Here is a 16,061-nt window from a genome sequence, read left to right as displayed (position 1 = left end):
AGCGATTGAAAACAGTCAGTCAAGTGATGTCAGACGGCCCAGCGGACGTCTGTCGGCCGCGTGAGGCGGCCCTCGTCACGTGCGTCGTAAGCGCGATAGGACAGCGCGTCGTCGTTCGGCACCGTCTTCAGTACGCGTTGCAACACATGTTCTTCCAGCGCGGCAAAACCGGCCGACGCGCGCGCCCGCGGGCGCGCCAGCGGCACCGGCTGATCGAGCGCGATGCGCCCGTCTTCGATCAGCAGAATCCGGTCACCGAGCGCGACAGCTTCATGCACGTCGTGCGTCACCAGCAACGCGGTAAATTGATGTTCGCGCCACAGGCGTTCGATCAGCGCGTGCATTTCGATGCGCGTCAACGCGTCGAGCGCGCCGAGCGGTTCGTCCAGCAACAGCAATTGCGGCCGATGCACCAGCGCACGCGCGAGCGCCACACGCTGACGCTGTCCGCCGGAGAGCTGCGCGGGCCAGTCGTTGGCGCGCTCCAGCAAGCCGACTTCGTCGAGCACGGCGCGCGCATCTTCACGAGCGCTGCGGCCGAGGCCGAGCATCACGTTGTGCAACACGCTCTTCCAGGGCAGAAGTCGCGCGTCCTGGAACATGATGCGCGTGTCAAGCGGCTGGCCGTCTTCGGCGCGCTTTTCGAGCACGCCCGACGTGGCCTTCTCCAGACCCGCGACCAGGCGCAGCAAAGTCGATTTCCCGCAGCCGCTGCGGCCGACGATCGCCACGAAACTGCCGCGCTCGATCGACAAATCAAAATCGGACAGCACCGTGCGCTCGCCGTACTGCTTGCCGACGCCACGCAACTCGACCGAAAAATCGGCAGAGCCGCGTGCGTCGTTGCGCGCCGATGCACCGGCCGCCGAGGGCACGACGCCCACGAGCTGGCGATCGTGCGCCGAATCCGCACGGTCGAAGCCGGCGGCCTCGTCCGCGTCGTGATCGACAGTGCGCGGTTGCGCCAGTTCCGCTTCGAGATCGCTGCCCGCGATGCCGCCGAACGAAGCCGACAATGTCGTTGCGCTCATGTTTTCGCTCCTCGTTGATAGGCAGGATGCCAACGCAGCGATACACGCTCGAGACTCTTGGCCAGCACATCGGCAAGCTTGCCGAGCGCCGCGTACAGCAGGATGCCGACCACCACCACATCGGTTTGCAGGAATTCGCGTGCGTTCATCGTCATGTAGCCGATGCCCGACTGCGCGGAAATGGTTTCAGCAACGATCAGCGTGACCCACATCAGCCCAAACGCGAAACGCACGCCGACCAGAATCGAGGGCAACGCCCCCGGCAAAATCACATGCCGGTACAGTGCGAAACCCTTCACGCCATAACTGCGCGCCATCTCGATCAGGTTGGCATCTACCGAACGAATACCGTGAAACGTGTTCACGTAGACCGGGAAAAACACACCCAGCGCGACGAGAAACACCTTCGCCTCTTCCTCGATACCGAACCACAGGATCACTAGCGGGATCATCGCCAGCGCGGGAATGTTGCGGACCATCTGCACCGTCGAATCGAGCGCGATTTCGGCGGGTTTGAAGAGACCCGTCGCGAGGCCGAGCACCAGTCCGATGCCGCCGCCGATCGCAAAGCCCGACACCGCGCGCCACGTGCTGACCTTCACGTCCGCCCACATTTCGCCGGACTGGATCAGCGACCACGCGGCCTTCACGACCGCAAGCGGTTCGGGCAGCACACGCGTCGAGAGAATGCCGCTGCGCGCGGCGAATTCCCACGCCAGCAGAATCGCCAGCGGCACGAGCCACGGCGCCAGAGGCGCGCCGATGCGGCGCAATGCGCCGACGAGGCTCGCGCCGAAAGTCGCGCCCGAGCCTGCCTGTGTGCCGCGTTCCGCACTCACAGTGGATTGAGCCATGATGATTGTCCTCGTTGCTTATCGATGGGCGTCATTGTCGAACCGGGCGCAAGCGCTCAGCTCGAACTTGCCGCCTTCGGCAGATAGTTGTTGCCGACGATCTCGCCGAACGGCCCCGACAGCGGACCGCCCGCGACCTTGCTTTGATGGCCCGGCAGCAGCGGGAACACCAGTTCAGCGAAGCGGTACGATTCTTCGAGATGCGGATAGCCGGACAGGATGAACGTATCGATACCGAGCGCCGCGTATTCGTTCATCAGCGCCGCCACCTGCTCGGGATTGCCGACCAGCGCCGTCCCCGCACCACCGCGCACGAGACCGACACCCGCCCATAGATGCGGATACACCTCGAGTTCCGCGCGGCCGCCACGCTTGCCGCCGTGCAACGCGGCCATGCGGCGCTGACCTTCGGAATCCATCTTCGAGAACGAAGCCTGCGCACGGGAAATGGTTTCGTCGTCGAGCTTGCTGATCAGCTTGTCGGCGGCAGCCCATGCTTCTTCTTCGGTCTCGCGCACGATGACGTGAAAGCGAATGCCGAACTTGATCTTGCGGCCACGCGCTTCAGCGCGGGCGCGAATGTCGGCGATCTTCTTCGCGACGGCCGCGGGCGGCTCGCCCCACGTCAGATACGTGTCGATGTGATCGCCCGCGATGTCGTGCGCAGCCGCCGACGAACCGCCGAACCACAGCGGCGGATGCGGGTTCTGCACCGGCGGATACAACGCCTTGCCACCCTTCGAGGTCAGATGCTTGCCGTTGAAATCGATCGCGTCGTTGGTATGCGCGGCGGTCAGCAGCTTGCGCCAGATATGCAGGAATTCGTCGGTGACTTCATAGCGCGTGTCGTGATCGACGAACACGCCATCACCTTCCAGTTCAGCCGAATCGCCGCCGGTCACGACGTTGATCAGCAGACGCCCATTCGACAGACGGTCGAAGGTCGCCGCCATGCGCGCCGCCAGACCCGGCGATGAAATGCCCGGACGGATCGCCACCAGAAACTTCAGACGTTTGGTCGCGGCGATCAGGCTCGACGCGACGACCCATGCGTCTTCGCACGAACGGCCGGTCGGCAGCAGCACGCCCTCGTAGCCGAGCGTGTCGGCGGCGACGGCGATCTGCTGGAAGTAGTCGTAATCGGCTGCGCGTGCGCCTTGGGACGTACCGAGATAGCGGCTGTCGCCGTGAGTCGGAATGAACCAGAACACATTCATTTGCTGCTCCTGCTTGTTCGAAACTGGATTGAATGGAAACGGTGCGTCGAGTGAACGCGCACACGCCGGCCGCGCGCCGCTGGTCGCGCACATCCATCCGGCACACAGCCAGAGATGCAAGCGCAAAAAGGAACGGAAAACTGCGGCGAAAAGCGGACTAGTTGCGGGACTAGTTCCGACAGCGCATCCGCAAACGCGCGTGCGCCCTGGAGCGGCTGAAGATCGGCATCAGGCAGGACATCGCGACGGCTTCCCTCGACCAGACGTGCGCGTGATGCGCTCGATTAAATGGGCAACGGCGGCAATCACCGTCTGCATGGAGAAACAGTCTATGGACCGGAGCGCGGCTTTTGAACGATTTTTTTTAGCTTAGGTTTTCCACTTTCGTGATTAGCCCGACGCTAAAGCATACGGATGTTGCGCCTTACCTACGCTGGAAGCCGGGTACCCCTATATATAATGGCGCCACGTTTCCAATAATCCGGTGCAGGCCGCGTGAATCACGCCGCCTGATCTCTCGCGGTGCAATGCATGCAAAAACTCATCCTGCCGTTCGTCGCCGGTTTTCTGGCTTCCCTGTTCTTTCACGAATCGACTCTGGCGCTGCTGCACGCAGCCGGTCTGATCGACCCAACCGGTTTTTCGACCGCGCCATTTTTGCCGCTCGGGCTGCCGGAGTTTATTGCGAACGCGATCTGGAGCGCATTCTGGGCTGTGCTGATGGCGTGGCTGTTGCGCGTTGCACCGGGGCGCCGCGCGCCGTGGGTGCCCGCCTTCGTGTTCGGCGGCCTTGCGTTGACGGCGGCGAGCGTGTTTGTGGTCGATCCGTTGCGCGGCATCTGGCCGAGCGGCAACATGCTGCCGCGCCTCGCGGTGGGTTTCGCGGCGAACGCGATGTGGGGCTGGGGCGCGCTGGTGTTCATGCGCGCCTTCATGGCGAGCGAAGACGAAGACTGAGCGTCTTCCTGATGTCTGCTCCTCTGGCCGTGCCGAGGCAAAGCCCGGCGTAGCCCTGCTTTGATTGCTTTAACGTTGCTAACGTTGCGGTCCGATCCCGCTTAACCGCGCAGATCGTGCAACGGGTGTTCGTTTGCCGGCCACGGGCTTTCGAACATCTTCGCCACATCGGCGGCGCTTACGTCTTCGATGCGCGCAAAACGCCAGCACGGCGCGTTGTCCTTGTCGATGATGCGCGCGCGAATCCCTTCAATCGTGTCGCCCTGCGCGAAGCACGTGCGCGTCAGATCGAGATCGCCGCGCAGCACGTCCGCCATCGAACCCTCCGCGCGCGTCACCACTTCCAGCGACACGGCCATCGACAACGGCGAACGTTCGCGCAGCACGGCAATCGTCTGCTCAGCCCAATCGGCAAAATCGCCGCCATGCTCCCGTTCCTGCTCCAGCGACGCGAGAATCTGCGTCATGTCGGGCAACGCAAAATGCCGGTCGATCAACGCGCGTGTGCTTGCGAGCGGTGAAGCGTCGGGTTCCGGTACGACCTGATGCTTAGCGGCCTCACGCTCGATGCTCGCCACCACGTCTGCACCACGTTCGAATGGCTCGCGGCGCAATGTATCGACTAGCGCGGGCAACGCCGCGTCGTCGATATAGGCGTCGGCGAGACCTGCGTAGAGCGCGTCTGCTGCGCCGATCGTCTCGCCCGTGACCGCCAGATAGCGGCCGAGCGCGCCCGGCGTGCGCGCCAGAAACCAGCTCGCGCCGACATCAGGAAAGAGGCCAATGCGGGTCTCAGGCATCGCCATCTTCGTCGAGTTCGTCACCACCCGCAGGCCGCCGGTACGATGCGCGCCCTGCGAAATCCCCATGCCGCCCCCCATCACGACACCGTTCGTTAACGCGATATACGGCTTCGGGTAAGTGAAAATCGCGTGATTGAGCCGGTATTCTTCAGTGAAAAACGTATCGCGCGCATCATGCTCGCCGCGCTGCGCCGACTCGTACAGAAAGCGAACATCGCCGCCCGCGCAGAACGCGCGCGGATGCTGGCTGCGCACCACCACGGCAAGCACGTCGGGATTTTCACGCCACTGCTCGAGCGCCGCGTGCATCGCGCGAATCATGCTGGTCGACAGCGCGTTGAGCGCCTTCGGCCTCTCCAGTTCGATGAAGCCGATGCGGTTGGCTACGTAGGTCGCGACTTCGTCGCTGACGGCGGGCGAGGCGGAAATAGACATGGAGAGCTAAGCGCGATGGCGCGAAATGAATCGGAACTGAACGTTATCACGCACTCGCGGCTTTGGGCTTGGTGGCGGGTTTGACGCCCGTCTCAGCGGGTGATTCTGCGTGCGCTTCTGAGTGCGCTTCTGAGTGCGCTTCTGAGTACGATTCCGCCCGCGCTTCAGTGGACTTTTTCTTGCCGGCACGAGTAGATTTTGCGGCGCCTTGCGGCTGCCCGGCGGGTTGCATACCCAGCCAGGTATCAAGCGCGACGCCCACCACCGTATCCAGCGGCGCGCTCGGAAACACGGGGCATGTGAGGTTGAGCGCGACGATGCCGTGCAGGGTCGCCCAGAACGCCTCAGCCCACACAGCCACGTCCATTGATGCGGACAAGCGCCCCGCTGCTTTCAACTCTTCGAGCGCGCGGAGCATGATGTGTAACGCGGCGTCGCCGGGGTCGTCGTCCGGTTTCGCGGGCGCGAGGTTCGATTTGCCAGACGCGGTGGAAGCCACTGCGGTTGTTCCTGCTGCCGTTGCGCCAGCGGCCGCGGTTTCCACCGTTTCATTCGCGGCATCGGCGACCGCAGCCACCGCCCCATCCGCAGCCTTGCGAGACGCAGCCGCCGCACCGCCCAGCGCCGCGCCCGTATAGCTCGGGTCTTCCATGAAGATCAGCCGGTAGGTTTCCGGATACGCAACACCGAATGCCACATACGCACGCCCGAGCGCCTTCAAACGCTCAGCCGGATCGGCGATCTGCGCGAGCGGCACGAAGGTGGCCAGCAATTGCGCATAACCTTCCGCACACAGGGCCTGCGCAATTTCATCGCGGCTCGCGAAGTGAAGGTACAAGGTGGCGGGTGAATACTCGACGGCGTCGGCAATCTTGCGCATTGACAGCGCGGCGAAACCTTCGCGCATCACGATGCGCCGCGCTGCATCGAGGATGCGCTCGCGCAACGCCTGTTTCTGACGGCTTTTTCGTTCGACGATTCCCATGCCGGGCATTTTCGGCTTGACAAACTGAAAAGTCAAATTAAACTGAACACCGTTTACTGAACAGCGTTCATTAAATTCTCATCGATCAAACAAGCTCACCCAGGCGCGATACGGCGCCGCCGTCAGGAGTCGTTCATGCAAGCTACAGGGAAAGTGGGTTTATTCGGTGCCGCGGGCGCCGCCGGTCAAATCATCGGGGCGGCGCTGAGCGCGGCGGGCCGGGATTACCGGGTAGTCGGCCGTTCGCGCACGCCGCTCGAAGCGGCCTTCGGTCACGACCCGCATGCGGAAATCGTCATGTGGAATCCGGACGACCCGGCTTCGATCAGCGCCGCGGCGGCCGGTTTGCAGACGGTGATCTATCTGGTGGGTGTGCCCTACGATCAGTTCGCCTCGCATCCGCCACTCATGCAAAAAACCCTCGATGGCGTGACAGCGGCAGGCGTCGAACGCTTCATTCTGATCGGCACCGTGTATCCGTACGGCCGCGCGCGCGGCAATCCGATTAGCGAAGATCATCCGCGTGAGCCCCATACGTTCAAAGGCAAGATGCGGCTTGAGCAGGAAAAACTGGTGCTGGCGGCACACGGGCGCGCGAGCGGGTCAACCCATTTGTCGACGCTGGTGCTGCGCCTGCCGGATTTCTACGGTCACTGCATTGAACGCAGTCTGATCAACGGCATATTCGAGGGCGCGGCGCACGGCAAGCGCGCGCAGGTGATCGGGCCGGTCGATGTGCCGCACGAATTCATCTACCTGCCGGATATCGGACCGGTGGTCGAGAAACTCACACGTACGCCCGAAGCGTACGGCCGCTGGTGGCATCTGGCCGGCCCAGGCACGATCACGCAGCGCGAAGTGGCGAGACAGGCCTATGCGCTAGCGGACCGCGAGCCGAAGCTGATGGTGGCCGGCAAGACCATGCTGCGCGTGCTCGGCCTCTTCAATCCGCTGATGCGGGAGCTGGTGGAGATGAACTACCTGATGACCGAGCCGGTTGTGCTTGACGACTCGGCACTGACGCAGTTGATCGGCCCGATCGCCAAAACCTCGTACAAAGACGGTATCCGGCACGCGTTCGACGCTGCGCGCGCGGCGGCAGCGGCGAGTACGGACACGCACGGGGACGCCGCGAAAACCGCCTGATTGTGGAAGGTTTTCGCAAGCGAGCGGATGTTAAGCACGTGATTCATGCGTGTGCGAACGAACCGGATTAGCCCGCCGCGTTGCCGGGCGGAAAGTGGCCGCTCTTGAGCAACACCGGCGTGCCATTGCTGATCTGCAAATGTTCGCGCGCAACCGCCTCGATGCGCTGACGCCCGGCGTCGAACGCGCGCATCCAGCCTTCGAGATCCTCGGTGTACGCGCCGAAGTGATCTTCGAGCGCCTCGACCGAGATCGCGCACGGTACTGGTTCGCCGTCCACGAGCGCGCGAAAGACCACCGTCAGATTGGAGTCGCGGTAAGCGGGCGCGTCCGCGGGAAACCGAATTTCCATGGTCGCCTCATCAGAAGGATCCGGCAGGAAATGGACAACGGGGAGAACCGGCCGCCCCCGGATATGCCCGATATGGTACTCGCGCGACTGGACTGCGGTCCAGCCTCCGGCACCCGCCTGGTCAAGGTCGCGCACCCGATGCCTAAAGGGCTTCGCATGCAAATCGACACGCCGGATTGCACTTGTGCCGACTGCTTCTGTCGAACAGGTTCACCGGCACGATCCGTGCCGACGCAGTGACGCCATTTCGAGGTCAGCGAGCACAGTATGGGAAAATATTTTCTGCAAAGCCACGAACTGCCTGAGCCGGATGCGGCAAACACCTGGTTTGCTTACGCCGAAAGCCACGGCATCGACATTCCGAAAGCCATCAGCATCTGGGAAGACGCGGCGACCGAAAACGGCTCGGAAAGCCGCCAGTTGGTCAGCGCGGCAGGCATCACGATCGAAACGCCTTAACCTTGTGGGCACACGTCCGGTGTGCGTGGCGAGTCTCGATACCTATTTGAAAGGAAACATCACGATGCATTTCATGACGCAACTGCGCCGCTCCGGCCGCTTCCGACCCAGCAGCGCCGCGCTTGCTCTAGTCCGCAGGGCGTCCCTGTCTGCCGCGCTGCCCGCCGCCGTGTTGCTCGGCGCGGGTCTCGCCGGCTGCGCATCATCGAACACCACTTCGTTGATCAATCTGCCGAACGGTCAGACCGGCTTTGCGGTGAACTGCAGCGGCGCCGACGCCGCGTCCAGCTGGGCCTCCTGCTACGTGCAGGCCGGCAAGGCATGTGGAGCAACCGGCTACGACATCGTGTCGAAAGACAACGACGAAGGCGGCGCCGCAGGCGGCAGCGTCACGAACGTCGTCTCGGCTAACGTGAAAAACCGTTCGATGATCGTGCGCTGCAAGTAACACTCAGTGGACGCTCACTGAACACTCAATGAGCGCTCAGTGCGCCTGCATCTTCGAGAACATGTTCAGCACGGCGACCCCGGCAATGATCAGCCCGAGCCCGATGATGGCCGGCACGTCCGGCACTTGCCGGTACATCACAACCGCGACCAGCGTAATCAGCACGATGCCGGCGCCTGACCACACTGCGTAGACGATGCCCACCGGAATAGTCTTCAGCGTGAGCGACAGGCAATAGAACGCGATGCCGTAACCGATCACCACGACCGCTGCGGGCACCAGCCGCGAAAAACCTTCCGAGGCCCGCATGGCGGAGGTCGCAATGACTTCGGCAACGATCGCAATGGCGAGCAATGCATAAGGAGGCATCCGCATCGCCTCAGGCCTTTGCAAGCGCGAGCTTGCTGTAGTCGTGGCCGAGGTGCGCGCACAGCGCTTCCACCACCAGCTCATGATCCGCACGTTGCGGCAAACCGGACACCGTGATCGAGCCGATCACACCGGCGCCCGCCACCGTCAACGGAAACGCGCCGCCATGCGACGCATATTCCGTGACCGGCAAGCCGTGCTTGTCGGTGAGCGTGCTGCCCGCCTGTTGCATCTTCAAACCGATCGCATACGAACTGCGCCGGAAATGCGCGACCGTGTTGCCCTTGCGACGCGCCCAGTCGACGTTGTCCGGCGTCGCGCCCTCGAGCAAACTGAAGAAGAGCGGTTGACCGAATGTGCGCACGTCGATGGCTGCGGCAATGCCGCGTGCTTTCGCAACCTCGTGCAGATAGGCGCCAATCTGCCATGCGCGGTCGGCATCGAATTGCGGGAACACCAGCGCTTGTTCCTGAGCGGCAATCACCTGTAGATCGTGAGCGATATCCATGGAGTTCTGAACAAGGTAAGAAGTGAAGCGCAGGCCGTTGCACATGCATCCCGGCGCGCGAAGAGAACCTGGATTCTAGCGCAGCGCGCTACGCGGGCCTTCCGGCATACGACGCCGGCAATGCACGCCGCGACTTTGGAGACCGCTGCGCTTTGGCGTTCCGCTTTGAAGTTCGCCCGCAGCGGCCCGTATTGAAGCCGCTCCTTAACTAGCTATTGCGTTGGTCGCCGCTTTGTTCTATAATCTTTTCTTCGACGGACGCGGGGTGGAGCAGTCTGGCAGCTCGTCGGGCTCATAACCCGAAGGTCGTAGGTTCAAATCCTACCCCCGCAACCAAGTAGCACTAAATTGGTTCGAAGACGTCGAAAAAACTTCAAAGGCTTGCCCAACCGGCAGGCCTTTTTTGTTTTCTGCTCCCCGTTTTCCGCTTCGCGGTTGCGCACCCTCACTGCCGCTCGCACTCGTTGATCCGGACTCCAAACATATCCGCATTTTTCCTCGACGGTATTCGCAATACCGTCGCGTCGATGGGCGTCGGATCAGCGAAATTTCCCCACCTCGCATTGACTGGCGCGCACCGCCATGGCCCGCTCCCGACAAAGCTCGCCCCAGTGATAAACTCCCATCACCCTTTCTCGTCCCCTTCCTATGAAATTCTGTTCTGACTGCGGCCACGGCGTCAGCCTGAGCATTCCGCCGGGCGACAACCGCGAGCGCTTCGTATGTGGAAGTTGCGGCACGGTGCATTATCAGAATCCGCGCAACGTGGTCGGCACCGTCCCGGTCTGGGACGACAAAGTGCTGCTGTGCCGTCGCGCGATCGAACCGCGCTACGGCTACTGGACGCTGCCGGCAGGCTTCATGGAAATGGGTGAGACCACCGCCGAAGCGGCTTCGCGCGAAACGCTGGAAGAAGCCGGCGCGCGCGTCGAGGTGCAGAGCCTGTTCTCGCTGCTGAACGTGCCGCACGTGCATCAGGTGCATCTGTTCTATATGGCGCGCCTGCTCGATCTCGACATCGCCGCCGGCGAAGAAAGCCTCGAAGTGAAACTCTTCGAGGAACACGAGATTCCGTGGGACGAGATCGCCTTCCCCACCGTCGGCCAGACTTTGCGTTTCTTTTTCGCCGACCGCGCCGCCGGCAGCTTCGGGCTGCATACGGGCGATATCTTCCGCTCGCTGCGCGAAGGTTGAGCGGCGCGCATGGTTCCCTGGCTCGGACCTGACGATCCGTTTCCCTCAGTCGAGCGCGCGCTCGGCGCGGCAAGCGGCGCACCCGGCCTGCTCGCCGCCAGCGGCGACCTGCTGCCGTCGCGGCTGATCGACGCCTATCGGCGCGGCATCTTCCCGTGGTACTCGGACGGCCAGCCGGTGCTGTGGTGGAGTCCTGATCCGCGCATGATCCTGCGCCCCGCCGAGTTCAAGCTGTCGCCGTCGCTGCGTAAAACGCTCAAGCGCGTGCTGCGCGAGGACGCGTGGGAAATTCGCGTCGACCATGATTTTGCCGCCGTGATGCGCGCCTGTGCGCAGGCGCCGCGGCGCGGCCAGCGCGGCACGTGGATCACCGCCGACGTGGTCGAAGCGTATTCGTCGCTGCACCGGGTGGGTGATGCGCACAGCATCGAAACCTGGTTCGAAGGCAAGCGCGTAGGCGGTTTGTACGGGGTGTCGTTCGGCCGGATGTTCTTCGGCGAATCGATGTTCGCGGAGGTCACCGATGCGTCGAAAATGGCGCTGGCCGCGCTTGTCGGACACTTGCGCTGTCACGAAATAGAAATGATAGACTGCCAGCAGAACACATCGCATCTGGCGTCGCTGGGCGGTCGCGAGATAGCGCGCAAAGCGTTCATCGCGCATGTTCGTGCGTCTGTCGACGCACCGCCGATTCCCTGGCGTTTCGACAAGACCGTCTTGCGCGATGTCGTCGCGCCGGCGGCGTAGGAAGAATCAGGCCGAATCCGGATCCGTCGCCAACCGAGCCGCGGGTCACGAGCCGCAAGGCACGCCGGGTTTGCAATACCAGAGACGCTTCGACGAGAGCTGCCAACGTGACTCATCCCAACGAGCTGCCTCTTTCTCCGCTTTCAGCGCTGCAATTTTATGCAACGGCGCCCTATCCCTGCAGTTATCTGGATGGACGCATTGCGCGTTCGCAAGTCGCCACGCCCAGTCACCTGATCAACTCCGACGTCTATACCGACCTCGTCAAAGCCGGCTTCCGTCGTTCGGGCGTATTCACCTACCGCCCGTATTGCGATGGCTGCCGTGCCTGCGTGCCGGTGCGCGTGCCGGTCGACCATTTCGAGGCGAACCGCACGCAACGCCGAGTGTGGAAGAAGCACGGCGAGTTGATCGCAACGGTTGCCCCGTTGCATTACGACGAAGAACACTACGCGCTCTATATGCGCTATCAGTCGGCGCGGCATGCCGGTGGCGGCATGGACCGCGACAGCCGCGACCAGTACGAACAGTTCCTGCTGCAAAGCCGGATCAACTCGCGGCTGGTCGAATTCCGCGAGCCACTGCCGGACCATCCGTCAGCGCCGGGCATTCTGCGCATGATCAGCATGATCGACATCCTCGGCGACGGGCTCTCGTCGGTGTACACCTTCTTCGAGCCGGGTTTGCCGCACACCGGCTTCGGCACCTACAACATCTATTGGCAGATCGAGCAGGCAAGGAGCCTCAAGCTGCCCTACGTGTACCTCGGCTACTGGATTCGCGAGAGTCCGAAGATGGCGTACAAGGCGAATTTCCGGCCGCTCGAAGGTTTAATCGACGGCGCCTGGAAGGTGCTTGATCCAACCAGCATCGATCTGCCGCCGGTCGATCTGGCGATTCAGGGCAGGCGCGGGCCGCTGCGGCCTTAACGTGGCCAGAAGGTGGCCACAACAGTCCCTACCAGTTAGTCTCATTAATGCCCCAAAGCCGGTAAAATGGCGGGTTCCCATTTTCCGGCCGCCCGGCTTCGTCCCGTGTTCAGTTCCCTCTACCCGCTCGTACGCGCCCAACTCTTTCGCATGGACGCGGAAGACGCTCACCACCTGACTTTGCGCATGCTCGGCGCCGCGGGCCGCACCGGCCTCGCGGGCGCGCTCGCGCCACGCGTGCCGGATTCGCCGCGCCCCGTAATGGGGCTGACGTTCCGTAACCCGGTCGGGCTCGCCGCGGGTCTCGATAAGGACGGCGCGTGCATCGACGGTCTGGCGGCGTTGGGCTTCGGCTTCATTGAAGTCGGCACGGTCACGCCGCGCGCGCAGCCGGGTAATCCGCGCCCGCGCATGTTCCGCCTGCCCGAGGCGAATGCCGTGATCAACCGGATGGGCTTCAACAACGCCGGTGTCGACCAGTTCGTCAAGAACGTGCAGGCCGCGCGCTATCGCGGCATTCTCGGGCTGAACATCGGCAAGAACGCCGACACGCCGATCGAGCGCGCCGCCGAAGACTATCTGTACTGCCTCGAACGCGTGTACCCGTTCGCGAGCTACGTGACGGTCAATATCTCGTCGCCGAATACGAAGAACCTGCGCCAGCTGCAAGGCGCGGGCGAACTCGACGCGCTGCTCGCGGCGCTCAAGGACAAGCAGCAGCGTCTCGCCGACATGCACGGCAAGCTCGTGCCGCTCGCTCTGAAAATCGCACCGGACCTCGACGACGAACAGATCAAGTCGATCGCCGATACCCTGTTGCGCCACAAGTTCGAAGGCGTGATCGCCACCAACACCACGCTGTCGCGCACGGCCGTCGCCGGCATGCAATACGGCGATGAAGCCGGCGGCCTGTCGGGCAAGCCGGTGTTCGACGCGTCGAACAAAGTGATCCGCAAGCTGCGCGCCGAAGTCGGCGAAACGGTGCCGATCATTGGCGTGGGCGGGATTTTCTCGGGCGAAGATGCGCGCGCGAAGCTCGCGGCAGGCGCTTCGCTGGTGCAGCTCTATACCGGCTTCATTTATCGCGGACCCGCGCTGGTGGCTGAATGCGCGCAGGCGCTACGCTAGGCCGCCCAACCCGCACCCGTACGTAATATAGACATAAACAAACGGTATTTAGGGTTCGATAGTCTGTTTTGTTATGCTTTTGTCTGTTAAAACGCCAGACGAACAAAAAGGAACTCGATGAAATTTGGCTTGCTGAAAAAGATGCTCGTCGCTGGCCTGATCGGTGCGTCGTTCACTGCTGTCACTGCCCACGCGAACGACCTGCTCGACCAGGTCAAGCAACGCGGCACGCTGCGCATCGGCCTGGAAGGCACCTTCCCCCCGTTCAATTCGAAAGCGCCGTCGGGCGAACTGGTCGGCTATGACGTCGACATCGCCAAGGCCGTTGCAGCCAAACTCGGCGTGAAGCCGGAGTTCGTCACGACCGAGTGGAGCGGCATCATCGCCGGTCTGCAGGCAAACAAGTTCGACGTGATCGTCAACCAGGTCGGCATTACGGACGCACGCAAGCAGGCACTCGACTTCTCGCCGGCATACACGTACTCGGCCGCACAACTGATCCAGCGTAAGGACGACACGCGCCAGTTCAAATCGCTCGACGATCTGAAGGGCAAGAAGCTCGGCGTCGGTCTGGGCACGAACTACATGGACATGGCGAAGTCGGTGCCGGGCATCGACGTGAAGACGTATCCGGGCGCGCCTGAATACCTGCGCGATCTGGCCTCCGGCCGTCTGGATGCGGCGCTGAACGACCGCCTGATGCTCGCGTATCTGATGAAGAACTCGCAGTTGCCGCTGCGCACGGGCGCGACGGTCGGCGCGGGCAACCCGTCGGGCATTCCGTTCAAAAAGGGCAATCCGAAGTTCGCCAAGGCGATCGACGACGCAATGACCCAGCTCGAAGCGGACGGCACGTTCTCGAAGATCTCGGACAAATGGTTCGGCATCGACGTCAGTAAGCCGATCAAGTAACGCACGCCGGATGAAACGAAGGGCGGCATCGTCAACGATGCCGCCCTTCCCTTTTGTCCACGATGTGCCCCATGTGCACTTTGCGCGCCAACCTTACCCACCGTTCATGTCCACCACTTCCCTGCTCGTCCAATCGCTTCCTGTGCTCGCACAGGGCGCCGTCCTGACGGTCAAGTTCGCGATTCTGTCGATGATCTTCGGCCTGATTGCCGGCGCCGTGCTCGCGGTGATGGGCGTCAGCCACAACCGCGCGTTGAACTGGATCGCGCGCGTATATGTCAGCGTGTTCCGCGGCACACCGCTGCTGGTGCAGATCTTCGTGATCTATTACGGCTTGCCGAGTCTCGGTATTTCGCTCGACCCCACGCCCGCGGGCGTGATTGCATTGTCGGCGAACGTGGCGGCGTATCTGTCGGAAAGCATGCGCGGCGCGATTCTCGGCATTCCCAACGGCCAGTGGCTGGCCGCCTATAGCCTTGGACTCTCGCGGCGTCAGACATTACGTTACGTGATCGCGCCGCAGGCCTTGCGCATCGCCGTGCCGAGTCTGTCGAACAGTTTGATCAGCCTGATCAAAGATACGTCGCTGGTGTCGGTGATCACCGTAACTGAGCTGCTGCGCAGCGCTCAGGAGATCATCGCGTCGACCTATCAGCCGCTGCCGCTGTACCTCGCGGCAGCCGCGGTCTACTGGGTGCTGTGCCAGCTGCTCGAGTGGGTGCAGCACTGGTACGAAAAGCGCCTGGCGCTGCCGTCGCGTCACTGAACTCAACTGAACCCATAACGCTGCCGCGCCGCCTACCGGCTGGCGGCTAGCGACGCCGTATCCAGCGGCGCGCCGAAGCGCTCAAAGCGCGGTTTGTAGTAGTGATCCGGGTCGAGCGAATACGCGACATAACGCGTTCGGCCCATCAGTTCCTTGCGCGGAAAGAAGCCGAAGTAACGCGAGTCGGCGCTGTCGTCGCGATTGTCGCCGAGCATCAGATACTCGCCTTGCGGCACGAGCACCGGACCGAACGAATTGCGCGGACTCGGCGCGTCAGGCGCGAGCCGCACCGTGTGCGTCACGCCGTCGAAGCGTTCGGTCAGATAGTCGCCGGGAGATGCCGCATCGCCCGGCAGCGGCTTGAGTTTCAGCGGCCGATAATCAGCCCGTACGCCGTTCACATACAGCACGTTGTCGCGCATGGCGACGCTGTCGCCGGGCAAGCCGATCAGACGCTTGACGATCAATTCATGCGCGGCCGAAGAATCGATCGTGACGATGTCGCCGCGCTGCGGATCGTGCAGATGCGCGATCGTGATATGGGTGAGCGGCACGCGCAGATCGTAAGCCATCTTGTCGACGAGAATCCGATCGCCTTCGCGAATCGTCGGCAACATCGAGCCGCTCGGCACGACGTTCCAGTCGGCCACGGCGCTGCGGAACAGCACCATCAGGAACAGAAAGGCGACGAGGCTCTTGTTGTCGCGCCATAGTTTTCCAAGCATGCGCATCGCAGGCGGCTCCAGTGGAAGGTGATCGAAAGCTGTGGGTACGCGGCCCTTCTTGTTCGAGTCCGCGCGCCCGCGCAAATCGTACCACCG

19 protein-coding genes and 1 tRNA gene are annotated in these 16,061 nt (G+C 62.8%); 11 read left to right on the top strand and 9 right to left on the bottom strand.

Annotation, left to right across the window (positions count from 1 at the left end):
* Positions 1 to 29: 29 nt before the first annotated feature.
* The 3 genes from PQQ86_RS07935 to ssuD are packed head-to-tail and all read right to left on the bottom strand — an operon-like array spanning position 30 to position 3,102.
* A complete protein-coding gene (locus PQQ86_RS07935) occupies positions 30 to 1,031 on the bottom strand; it encodes an ATP-binding cassette domain-containing protein (protein WP_408265670.1) in 1,002 nt (333 codons plus the stop codon).
* Complete coding sequence (ssuC, locus tag PQQ86_RS07930) at positions 1,028 to 1,885, bottom strand: aliphatic sulfonate ABC transporter permease SsuC (RefSeq protein WP_408265669.1); 858 nt, start codon at positions 1,883 to 1,885, stop codon at positions 1,028 to 1,030. Before ssuC ends, PQQ86_RS07935 begins: the two co-directional genes overlap by 4 nt.
* Before the next feature lie 56 nt (positions 1,886 to 1,941).
* On the bottom strand, positions 1,942 to 3,102 hold the full coding sequence (gene ssuD / locus PQQ86_RS07925; RefSeq protein WP_408265668.1) for an FMNH2-dependent alkanesulfonate monooxygenase: 1,161 nt from the start codon (positions 3,100 to 3,102) through the stop codon (positions 1,942 to 1,944).
* Positions 3,103 to 3,633: 531 nt separating this feature from the next.
* Here ssuD and PQQ86_RS07920 point away from each other — a divergent pair.
* Positions 3,634 to 4,059 carry a hypothetical protein gene (locus PQQ86_RS07920; RefSeq protein WP_097392287.1) on the top strand — a complete coding sequence of 142 codons (426 nt, stop codon included), beginning with the start codon at positions 3,634 to 3,636 and terminating at the stop codon, positions 4,057 to 4,059.
* Positions 4,060 to 4,160: 101 nt separating this feature from the next.
* On the opposite strand, the gene PQQ86_RS07915 is transcribed toward PQQ86_RS07920, so the two are convergent.
* Both PQQ86_RS07915 and PQQ86_RS07910 read right to left on the bottom strand, forming a co-directional pair.
* A complete protein-coding gene (locus PQQ86_RS07915; protein WP_408265667.1) occupies positions 4,161 to 5,297 on the bottom strand; it encodes an enoyl-CoA hydratase/isomerase family protein in 1,137 nt (378 codons plus the stop codon).
* A 46-nt stretch (positions 5,298 to 5,343) separates the two neighbouring features.
* Positions 5,344 to 6,282 carry a TetR/AcrR family transcriptional regulator gene (locus PQQ86_RS07910; RefSeq protein WP_408265666.1) on the bottom strand — a complete coding sequence of 313 codons (939 nt, stop codon included), beginning with the start codon at positions 6,280 to 6,282 and terminating at the stop codon, positions 5,344 to 5,346.
* 135 nt (positions 6,283 to 6,417) lie between these two features.
* Here PQQ86_RS07910 and PQQ86_RS07905 point away from each other — a divergent pair, with 135 nt between their 5' ends.
* Positions 6,418 to 7,428, top strand: a complete 1,011-nt coding sequence (locus PQQ86_RS07905; protein WP_408265665.1) for an NAD-dependent epimerase/dehydratase family protein — start codon at positions 6,418 to 6,420, stop codon at positions 7,426 to 7,428.
* 67 nt (positions 7,429 to 7,495) lie between these two features.
* On the opposite strand, the gene PQQ86_RS07900 is transcribed toward PQQ86_RS07905, so the two are convergent.
* On the bottom strand, positions 7,496 to 7,780 hold the full coding sequence (locus tag PQQ86_RS07900) for a DUF1488 family protein (RefSeq protein ID WP_408265664.1): 285 nt from the start codon (positions 7,778 to 7,780) through the stop codon (positions 7,496 to 7,498).
* Between the two features lie 267 nt (positions 7,781 to 8,047).
* On the opposite strand from PQQ86_RS07900, the gene PQQ86_RS07895 reads away from it, so the two are divergent.
* Positions 8,048 to 8,239, top strand: a complete 192-nt coding sequence (locus tag PQQ86_RS07895) for a hypothetical protein (protein WP_408265663.1) — start codon at positions 8,048 to 8,050, stop codon at positions 8,237 to 8,239.
* A 64-nt stretch (positions 8,240 to 8,303) separates the two neighbouring features.
* Entirely contained in the window at positions 8,304 to 8,687 is a 384-nt protein-coding gene (locus PQQ86_RS07890) for a hypothetical protein (protein ID WP_097393603.1), read from the top strand.
* A gap of 36 nt (positions 8,688 to 8,723) precedes the next feature.
* Here PQQ86_RS07890 and PQQ86_RS07885 read toward each other — a convergent pair whose 3' ends face one another.
* Positions 8,724 to 9,056, bottom strand: a complete 333-nt coding sequence (locus PQQ86_RS07885) for a DMT family transporter (RefSeq protein WP_407673224.1) — start codon at positions 9,054 to 9,056, stop codon at positions 8,724 to 8,726.
* A 10-nt stretch (positions 9,057 to 9,066) separates the two neighbouring features.
* Complete coding sequence (locus tag PQQ86_RS07880; protein ID WP_408265662.1) at positions 9,067 to 9,564, bottom strand: heme-degrading domain-containing protein; 498 nt, start codon at positions 9,562 to 9,564, stop codon at positions 9,067 to 9,069.
* Between the two features lie 259 nt (positions 9,565 to 9,823).
* Between PQQ86_RS07880 and PQQ86_RS07875 the strand changes: the two genes are divergently transcribed.
* The 7 genes from PQQ86_RS07875 to PQQ86_RS07845 all read left to right on the top strand — a co-directional run bounded on the left by PQQ86_RS07875 (position 9,824) and on the right by PQQ86_RS07845 (position 15,240).
* Positions 9,824 to 9,900, top strand: a tRNA-Met gene (locus PQQ86_RS07875).
* Between the two features lie 312 nt (positions 9,901 to 10,212).
* Complete coding sequence (locus PQQ86_RS07870) at positions 10,213 to 10,758, top strand: NUDIX hydrolase (RefSeq protein ID WP_408265661.1); 546 nt, start codon at positions 10,213 to 10,215, stop codon at positions 10,756 to 10,758.
* 9 nt (positions 10,759 to 10,767) lie between these two features.
* Positions 10,768 to 11,505, top strand: a complete 738-nt coding sequence (gene aat / locus PQQ86_RS07865; RefSeq protein ID WP_054034598.1) for a leucyl/phenylalanyl-tRNA--protein transferase — start codon at positions 10,768 to 10,770, stop codon at positions 11,503 to 11,505.
* Positions 11,506 to 11,612: 107 nt separating this feature from the next.
* Positions 11,613 to 12,434 (top strand): arginyltransferase, encoded by an 822-nt coding sequence (locus tag PQQ86_RS07860; protein WP_408265660.1) that lies wholly within the window; start codon positions 11,613 to 11,615, stop codon positions 12,432 to 12,434.
* Positions 12,435 to 12,500: 66 nt separating this feature from the next.
* The gene (locus PQQ86_RS07855; protein ID WP_408265659.1) at positions 12,501 to 13,562 is read left to right on the top strand and encodes a quinone-dependent dihydroorotate dehydrogenase; all 1,062 of its coding nucleotides are present in this window, start codon (positions 12,501 to 12,503) and stop codon (positions 13,560 to 13,562) included.
* Positions 13,563 to 13,679: 117 nt separating this feature from the next.
* Positions 13,680 to 14,474 (top strand): cystine ABC transporter substrate-binding protein, encoded by a 795-nt coding sequence (locus tag PQQ86_RS07850; RefSeq protein WP_408265658.1) that lies wholly within the window; start codon positions 13,680 to 13,682, stop codon positions 14,472 to 14,474.
* A gap of 106 nt (positions 14,475 to 14,580) precedes the next feature.
* Positions 14,581 to 15,240, top strand: coding sequence for an amino acid ABC transporter permease (locus tag PQQ86_RS07845; RefSeq protein WP_408265657.1), 660 nt, complete (start codon positions 14,581 to 14,583; stop codon positions 15,238 to 15,240).
* A gap of 32 nt (positions 15,241 to 15,272) precedes the next feature.
* Here PQQ86_RS07845 and lepB read toward each other — a convergent pair whose 3' ends face one another.
* Positions 15,273 to 15,971 (bottom strand): signal peptidase I, encoded by a 699-nt coding sequence (gene lepB / locus PQQ86_RS07840; RefSeq protein WP_408265656.1) that lies wholly within the window; start codon positions 15,969 to 15,971, stop codon positions 15,273 to 15,275.
* Between the last annotated feature and the right edge of the window lie 90 nt (positions 15,972 to 16,061).

Source organism: Paraburkholderia sediminicola (genome assembly GCF_046026675.1).
GTDB classification, from domain to species: domain Bacteria; phylum Pseudomonadota; class Gammaproteobacteria; order Burkholderiales; family Burkholderiaceae; genus Paraburkholderia; species Paraburkholderia sediminicola_F.
This window is presented reverse-complemented; position numbering and strand designations above follow the sequence as displayed.